Origin of the sequence: Salipiger sp. PrR002, from assembly GCF_010500775.1 — a bacterium.
GTDB lineage: Bacteria > Pseudomonadota > Alphaproteobacteria > Rhodobacterales > Rhodobacteraceae > Salipiger.
On sequence record NZ_JAAGOU010000039.1, the window covers coordinates 42,060 to 48,964 of the forward strand.

Annotated in this window: 8 protein-coding genes; 3 read left to right on the forward strand and 5 right to left on the reverse strand. The window is 59.6% G+C overall.

Annotated elements, in window-relative coordinates:
- Positions 1-13: 13 nt before the first annotated feature.
- From istA to G0A00_RS23335, 3 genes are all read left to right on the forward strand, one after another.
- Entirely contained in the window at positions 14-1,546 is a 1,533-nt protein-coding gene (gene istA / locus G0A00_RS23325) for an IS21 family transposase (protein ID WP_164184190.1), read from the forward strand.
- A 15-nt stretch (positions 1,547-1,561) separates the two neighbouring features.
- Complete coding sequence (gene istB / locus G0A00_RS23330; RefSeq protein ID WP_038148989.1) at positions 1,562-2,293, forward strand: IS21-like element helper ATPase IstB; 732 nt, start codon at positions 1,562-1,564, stop codon at positions 2,291-2,293.
- A 96-nt stretch (positions 2,294-2,389) separates the two neighbouring features.
- Positions 2,390-2,941 (forward strand): cytochrome c, encoded by a 552-nt coding sequence (locus G0A00_RS23335; protein WP_235953231.1) that lies wholly within the window; start codon positions 2,390-2,392, stop codon positions 2,939-2,941.
- A 57-nt stretch (positions 2,942-2,998) separates the two neighbouring features.
- On the opposite strand, the gene lgt is transcribed toward G0A00_RS23335, so the two are convergent.
- The 5 genes from lgt to G0A00_RS23360 all read right to left on the reverse strand — a co-directional run.
- Positions 2,999-3,904, reverse strand: coding sequence for a prolipoprotein diacylglyceryl transferase (gene lgt, locus G0A00_RS23340; protein WP_028095401.1), 906 nt, complete (start codon positions 3,902-3,904; stop codon positions 2,999-3,001).
- A gap of 97 nt (positions 3,905-4,001) precedes the next feature.
- Positions 4,002-5,165 carry a c-type cytochrome biogenesis protein CcmI gene (gene ccmI, locus G0A00_RS23345; RefSeq protein ID WP_038068299.1) on the reverse strand — a complete coding sequence of 388 codons (1,164 nt, stop codon included), beginning with the start codon at positions 5,163-5,165 and terminating at the stop codon, positions 4,002-4,004.
- The gene (locus G0A00_RS23350; protein WP_028095417.1) at positions 5,162-5,632 is read right to left on the reverse strand and encodes a cytochrome c-type biogenesis protein; all 471 of its coding nucleotides are present in this window, start codon (positions 5,630-5,632) and stop codon (positions 5,162-5,164) included. Before G0A00_RS23350 ends, ccmI begins: the two co-directional genes overlap by 4 nt.
- Position 5,633: 1 nt before the next feature.
- Complete coding sequence (locus G0A00_RS23355; protein ID WP_038068298.1) at positions 5,634-6,194, reverse strand: DsbE family thiol:disulfide interchange protein; 561 nt, start codon at positions 6,192-6,194, stop codon at positions 5,634-5,636.
- A gap of 3 nt (positions 6,195-6,197) precedes the next feature.
- The coding region (locus G0A00_RS23360; protein WP_304610780.1) for a cytochrome c-type biogenesis CcmF C-terminal domain-containing protein at positions 6,198-6,905 on the reverse strand (708 nt) is incomplete at its 5' end.

Genomic DNA, 6,905 nt, shown 5'->3' on the forward strand with positions numbered 1-6,905 from the left:
AAGGAGCCCCAGAATGAGACGATTGCCAATGCGCAAGATTTCAGAAGCCCTTCGCCTGAGGGCCACCGGATTGTCGACGCGGAAGATCGCGAGGAGCCTGAACGTCGGGCAGTCGACGATCAGCGAGTATCTCAAGCGGGCGGAACGGGCCGGACTGTGTTGGCCGCTCCCGGACGGGCTGGACGAAGCCGCGCTGGAACGACGGCTGTTTGCACCGCCGGGCGGCCAAACGCGCCGAGGATTGGCGCAGCCGGATTGGGCTGCGGTTCATCGGCAACTCCGCCGCAAGGGGGTCACGCTGTCGCTGATCTGGGAGGAGTATCGCGCCGCCCATCCGGACGATGGCTATGGATACAGTCGGTTCTGCGACCTCTACCGTCGCTGGGAAGGCCGCCTGTCGCCCACCATGCGCCAGCACCATGCGGCTGGCGAGCGCGTGTTCGTCGACTATTCCGGCGATACCATCGAGGTGATCGATGGCGAGACCGGCGCGATCCGCGTGGCGCAAATCTTCGTCGGCGTCCTGGGTGCCTCGAACTATACCTATGTCGAGGCGACCTGGACCCAGAGCCTGCCGGACTGGATCGGCGCGCATGTTCGCTTGCTGGCCTTCTTCGGCGGTGTGCCCGAGCAGATCGTCTCGGATAATCTCAAGGCTGGTGTGACCAAGGCCTGCTTTCATGAGCCGCAGATCAACCGCACCTATGCCGAGATGGCCGCTCATTACGGCACGGCGATCCTGCCGGCGCGTCCCTACAAGCCTCGCGACAAAGCGAAGGCCGAGGTCGGCGTTCTTGTCGTCCAGCGCTGGATCATCGCGCGGCTGCGCAAACGGCGGTTCTTTTCTCTGGCCGAAGTGAACGCGGCGATCCGCGATCTGCTGCCGGGACTGAACGGCAAGATGACCCGGCACCTGGGCGCCAGCCGCCGGGATCTGTTCGAACAGCTCGACCAGCCCGCGCTCCGGTCGTTGCCCGCGGCCCCCTACGAGTATGCCGACTGGGTCGAGCGGCGGGTCGGCCTCGATTACCATGTCGAAGTTCATAAGCACTACTACTCCGTGCCCCACCAGCTCCTGAAGAAGACGCTCTGGGCCCGGATCACGGCCCGGACTGTCGAGATCTTCCATGAAGGACAGCGCGTGGCCTCCCATGTCCGAACGTCTGGGAACCGCAAGCATACGACCGTGGCCGCGCACATGCCCGCCAGCCATCGCCGATATGCCGGGCTCACCCCCGCCGAACTGCGGCGCATGGCCGAGAAGAACGGTCCCAACACGGCGAACCTCGTGGATCTGATCCTGCGCGCCAAGCCCCATCCCGAGCAAGGCTTCCGCGCCTGCATCGGGATCGTGCGCCTCGCCAAGCCCCAAGGCCGGGACGCCCTTGAAGCCGCCTGCCTGCGTGCTGGCGAGATTGGCGGCCTGTCATACAGCTCGGTCAAATCAATCCTCCGGAACAACCTGCATCGCCGACGGCCAGAGACCCCCGCGGAGGGCCCGGCGATCACACATCCCAATATCCGCGGCGCCAGCTATTTCCACTGATAAGGAGACATCCGAATGCTCGACCATCCCACCCTGAACCACCTGCGTGCCCTCAAGCTCGATGGCATGGCGGAGGCCTTCGCCGAGTTGCAGCGGCAAGACGATGCCGCCGAGCTCAGCCATGCCGAATGGCTGGGCCTTCTGATCGACCGCGAGGCCGCGAACCGCAGCACGAAGCGCTACCAGAGTCGGATGCGCGCGGCCAAGTTGCGCCATGGGGGCGCCGCCATCGAGGACGTCAATTACCGCGCCCCGCGGCAACTCGACCGGGACCTGTTTCGCCAGCTCGCGCACGGCGACTGGATCGGAAAGCGGCAAAATCTGATCATCACCGGCCCCTGCGGTGTCGGAAAGACCTGGCTGGCCTGCGCGCTCGGACAGAAGGCCTGCCGCGACGGTCGCACCGTCCTCTATCACCGCTTGTCGCGTCTGTTCGCCGATCTCGAACTCGCCCATGGTGACGGGCGGTTTCCCCGCTTGTTCCGCCAGATCATTCGCACCGACCTGCTCATCCTGGACGACTGGGGGCCCGAACGGCTGACAACATCGCAGCGCCGCGACCTGATGGAAATCGTCGAGGACCGCTACCAGAACGGATCGATCATCATCACCAGCCAACTGCCCGTCGACGCCTGGCACGACGTCATCGGCGAGCCGACCTTCGCCGATGCAATCCTCGACCGCATCGTCCACAACGCTCACAGGTTGCCCTTGGACGGCCCCTCACTGCGAAAGAACGAAACATGACGCGCGACAGGGCCACCGCCACGCGCGACGCCGCGCCAGCGTCGTGGGGCGCGCACGGCGCCGCGCGCGGCTCCCCTATCGCAAGCCTCGAAAAGCTTGACCGCATCAACCAGAGGCGACATCAAGAAAGCACGCTCAGTGGCGACGTCTCGCGGTGACCGGATATCCGGAACAGCTGACCGGATGTTGTCGGAATGCCCGACCGGATGCATCGGTGTGCGCATCGGCGCCCAAGACAGCGGGCATATGACAGATAATGGGGCGATGAGTCAGATGATGAGCTCCGGACTGTTCCTGCCAAACATGGATGCAGCCAAGGGGCGTGCGCTGTTCGCCTCGAAAGGCTGTGTCGTTTGTCATTCTATCAACGGGGTCGGAGGCGAGGATGCCCCCGCCCTTGATGCAGCGTATATGGACCTGCCAATGAACCCGTTTGAATTTGCCGCCCGAATGTGGCGCGGCGCGCCGGCGATGGTCGCTGCCCAAGAGGATGAGCTCGGCGGGCAAATTGAATTCACAGGTCAGGAGCTTGCCGATATCATCGCGTTCGTTCACGATTCCGAAGAACAGAAGGCATTCTCTGCCGGCGACATCCCCGAAAAGATTGAAGAAATGATGCACCAAATGGGTGAGGAGGATCACGACTGAAGCGTCAGGGGATATCGCAGTAGAATAAGGCAATGCGTCGAAAGTTTCATTTGCGCCCTAAGATGCCGATCCTATGGCGGACCGCTTCTGCGCCAGCCAAAGTAATCCAAATCCCGCGGCTAACATCGGCAAGGAAAGGACTTGCCCCATCGTAAGCCCCCAGTCACCAAACTGCACAACATACCCAATCGGATTGTTCACGTCTGCGAATTGAGCGTCGGGCTGGCGAAACAACTCTACAAAACTTCTCGCAAAACCATATCCGGCCAGGAAGAGCCCGCAAATTGCCCCTGGTGTCCTAAGCCATCCGCGCCGCCACGCAAGGAATAGGAGAGCGAAGCCAAGCAACAGGCCTTCCAAAAGGGCTTCGTACAGTTGCGAAGGATGCCGTGCGCAAATGTCGGTTATTCCCGGGCATGATTGCGCTGCGTCACCGGGAAATATGACGGCCCAGGGCATGTCCGATGGGCGGCCCCATAGTTCATTGTTTATGAAATTTGCGATCCGGCCCAAGAACAAGCCCGGAGGCGTTGCCAGAGCGAGAAGGTCAGCCATGCTCAGGAGCGGCATACGCTGACGGATGCCATAAACAAGCGCGGCAATGGTTACTCCAGCAAACCCACCATGAAATGACATTCCCCCTTGCCAGACCTTCAGAATTTCTAACGGATTGGCAAGATAGAACCCGCGCTGATAGAACATCACGAACCCTAACCGCCCGCCAACGATCACCCCGATGATAATCCAGGTCAAAAGATCCTCAATTTGGCGCGGTGTTAGCGGGGCGCCCGATGCAGGCCACAGAGCGGCGCGTTTGACCGTGGCAACACAAATTCTCCAGCCGACGAGAAGGCCGATGATATAGGCCAACGCATACCAGCGGAGAGTCAACGTAAACGTGCCGATCTCAACCGAAAATATATCCGGCCCGATATTTGGGAACGGAAGTGCGGACAAAGGCATGGACATTCTTTCTAGTCATTCGGGTGAGGTCGGATCGTGCACATACGCCGTTCGTGCTCTCTCATGGTTTGTTCATCGCGAGTGAAGCTTCCGCGGGCTATTGGCCCGACTGGAGTTCTTCCAAGGACTGCAAAATGACACTTTGGCGCGGGTCTTCGGAGGAAACGGGCACCAATAGCTCTTTGGCTCGACTGTACGCGTTCAAGGCGAGGTCAGTTTCGCCGAGCACCCTGTAGGCCCTGCCAAGACGCATCCATCCATCGATATCGTCTGGTTCAGCCTCAAGGCGTGTTGCCAAACGTTCCACCATGGATCGGATAAATGCATCTCGATCGACATCATCCATCTGGCTGGCCGCTTCGACATCTGCAGCAGTGGGGCCGGGCGAATTGCCTGACATTACTGGAGCATAATCCGACAAACTGATAGGCGCTCGGCCTAGTGCCGCACCTATCCGGTTTGCTTCCGCGACAAATGTTTCCATCCAGGGTGCGAACCCATCCACTTCGTCCAATCGCGTGAGAAGACGATTGTAGGCCTGCTCATTCGCACCCGCTTGCGCAAGCCCGACAGCATCGTAAAAAGTTCCAGCAGGATTGGTCGGATCGAGCTCAAGTGCTCTTGCAATGGCCCGCTTCGCTTGGGGTGTCACGATCCCCTGTTCGGAAACGATGAGAGCTTCCGCATAGATCGAAAACACAGCAGAATCGGCATTCATGGATTGTGTTGCACGCTCGTAGGCCGATGCGGCATCCGAAGCGCGGCCCAATTTCATGAAGGTCTGTCCAAGGAGCATCCAGCCCTCCAAGGCTCCGCCTTCTGAATCCGCCTGCAACCGCTGCAATAGCTTCTGCGCCAACGCTTCGATTTCACGATTTTGCGCGACCTCTGCCTGGCGATCCTCGAAAGCGATGCTGGATAGGTTTGGCGCTCCAGCAAAACTGTAATACCCCGCCGCGAACAGCGGCACAAAGACCGCAGCAGCCATGAGTATGACCCTGCCGCCGCCGCTGGATTCCCCGGTGTTTTTTACTCTCCCCACGGAGAGAACCCGCCGCTTGATTTCCTGTCGCGCCGCATGCGCCTCTGCGACTGAAAGCAGGCCGCGTTCAGCATCCCGATCGACTTCAGACAACTGGTCCTTCAAAACTGCGAGAGTCCTGTCTTCGGCCGGACCTTGCACCAAGGCAGGCTTCCACGCCGAAGCCGCAACAATCCCTGAGGCAGTCAAGGCGAGGACTGCCATTGCAATCCATATCATCGGTGGTCCCCTTCGCTGGATGAAGTGAAAATGCGTGCGACCTCGGCCTCCTCGTCATCGCTCAGGTCTGCGATTTTTTTTCTTTTTCGAGAGCCCATCAGGATGCCGCCACCGATCCCCAGAGCCAAGAGCCCAAGGAGTGGGGGGGTAAACCAGAGAGCGTAGGTCTCGGGTTTAAACGGAGGCTTCAGTAGAACGTAGTCGCCGTATCTCGCTTGGATGAAAGCAATTGCATCTTCGTTCGTGTCACCCGCAACCAACCGTTCCCGGACCAAAAGTCGTAGGTCGCGCGCAACGCCGGCGTTCGAGCTGTCAATATCCTGATTTTGGCAAACTACGCAGCGAAGCTGCCTGGAAACCTCCCGTGCCCGAGCCTCGAGGATTGGATCGGAGAGGATTTCGTCGGGCTCAACAGCCTGCGCAGACATTGGCATGATGAGTGCCAACACAAGGAAGAAACTACGCATGTCAGCTCCTCTCCTCTAACACACCCGCTTGTCGGAGAGCTTGGCGAAAGGCTGATACAGCCTCTTCACCGACGATCGGGCCGACGTATCGGTAGAGCACCGTTCCATCGCCTCCGACAATGAATGTCTCGGGCACACCCGAAATCCCCCACTCGATCCCGGCACGACCTGACAGATCCGAGCCAATACGTTCGTACGGGTTCCCGAGATTTCGAAGCCAATTGACCGCGTCTGCGGGTTGATCCTTGTAGTTGATCCCGAACAAACGCACGCCATCGCGCTCAACCAAAGCGCTCAGAACCGCGTGTTCGGCACGACAGGGAACGCACCAGGAAGCGAAGACATTGACGACGACTGGCGTTGGGTTTCCGAGCAGGTTTTCCCGAGACAGTCCCTGTACATCAAGACCCGGCACCGGCCCGAGATTGAACGAGGGAGCTGGCTGAGAAATGAGAACCGAAGGAATCTCGCTTGGGTCACGATTGGGATTCAGGCCCCACAAGAAAAATCCGCCGACAATCACTGCCAGTACCAAGGGAATAATCGCTACAGCTCGTTTCATTGCTCACTCCGCTGCGACCGGTTTCGTGGATCGTGCCTTGGAGCTTTGGGGTGCCCCGACACGGAAGCGGCGATCGGACAAGGACAGACTGCCGCCTATGACAAGCATGGCCGCACCCAACCAAAGCAAGCCGACGAATGGCTCATAGAGAATACGCAGAGTCCAGGCACCGCTCTCTTCGGCTTTGTCCAGAGAGGGTTCCGTGATCGAAGCGTATAGGTCTCCCGCCAGGGTTGACCGTATCGCCGATTCTGTTGTCGTACTTTGTGCGACCGGATAGCTGCGCCGCTCAGGTTTGAGAGCCGTCACGAAAGAGCCGCCCCTTTCGACGCGCAGGGTTCCCTGATCCGCAATATAGTTCGGGCCACGAACGCGCTGCACACCTTCAAATGTGACATCAAATCCCGCAATGTTGACACTCGTGCCGGGCTCTACAAATGCGATCTCTTCAGATTTCCAAACCGAAGAGCCAATCATGCCGATCATCAAGACCGCAACTCCCGCATGAGCGAGCGTCATTCCATGCGCCGCGCGGGGCAAATTGCGGGCACGCCGGATGCTTTCCTGGAGCGGAACCTCGAACAAACGAACCCGCAGCGCCCATTCACGTAAGGAAGCAAAAAACAACCAAAGCGCGATGAGGATCGAAAGATATGCCGTAAGCGCCCGATTGATGCCGCCTGCCTGATGGAGGCGGACCGAGATAAGACA

What these genes read in the sequence shown, in the direction of transcription:
- lgt (WP_028095401.1), bottom strand. Translation starts at nt 3,904, where the DNA reads ATGCCTTTGTCCGCACTTCCGTTCCCAAATATCGGGCCGGATATATTT.
- G0A00_RS23355 (WP_038068298.1), bottom strand. Translation starts at nt 6,194, where the DNA reads ATGAAACGAGCTGTAGCGATTATTCCCTTGGTACTGGCAGTGATTGTC.
- istB (WP_038148989.1), top strand. Translation starts at nt 1,562, where the DNA reads ATGCTCGACCATCCCACCCTGAACCACCTGCGTGCCCTCAAGCTCGAT.
- ccmI (WP_038068299.1), bottom strand. Translation starts at nt 5,165, where the DNA reads ATGATATGGATTGCAATGGCAGTCCTCGCCTTGACTGCCTCAGGGATT.
- G0A00_RS23350 (WP_028095417.1), bottom strand. Translation starts at nt 5,632, where the DNA reads ATGCGTAGTTTCTTCCTTGTGTTGGCACTCATCATGCCAATGTCTGCG.
- istA (WP_164184190.1), top strand. Translation starts at nt 14, where the DNA reads ATGAGACGATTGCCAATGCGCAAGATTTCAGAAGCCCTTCGCCTGAGG.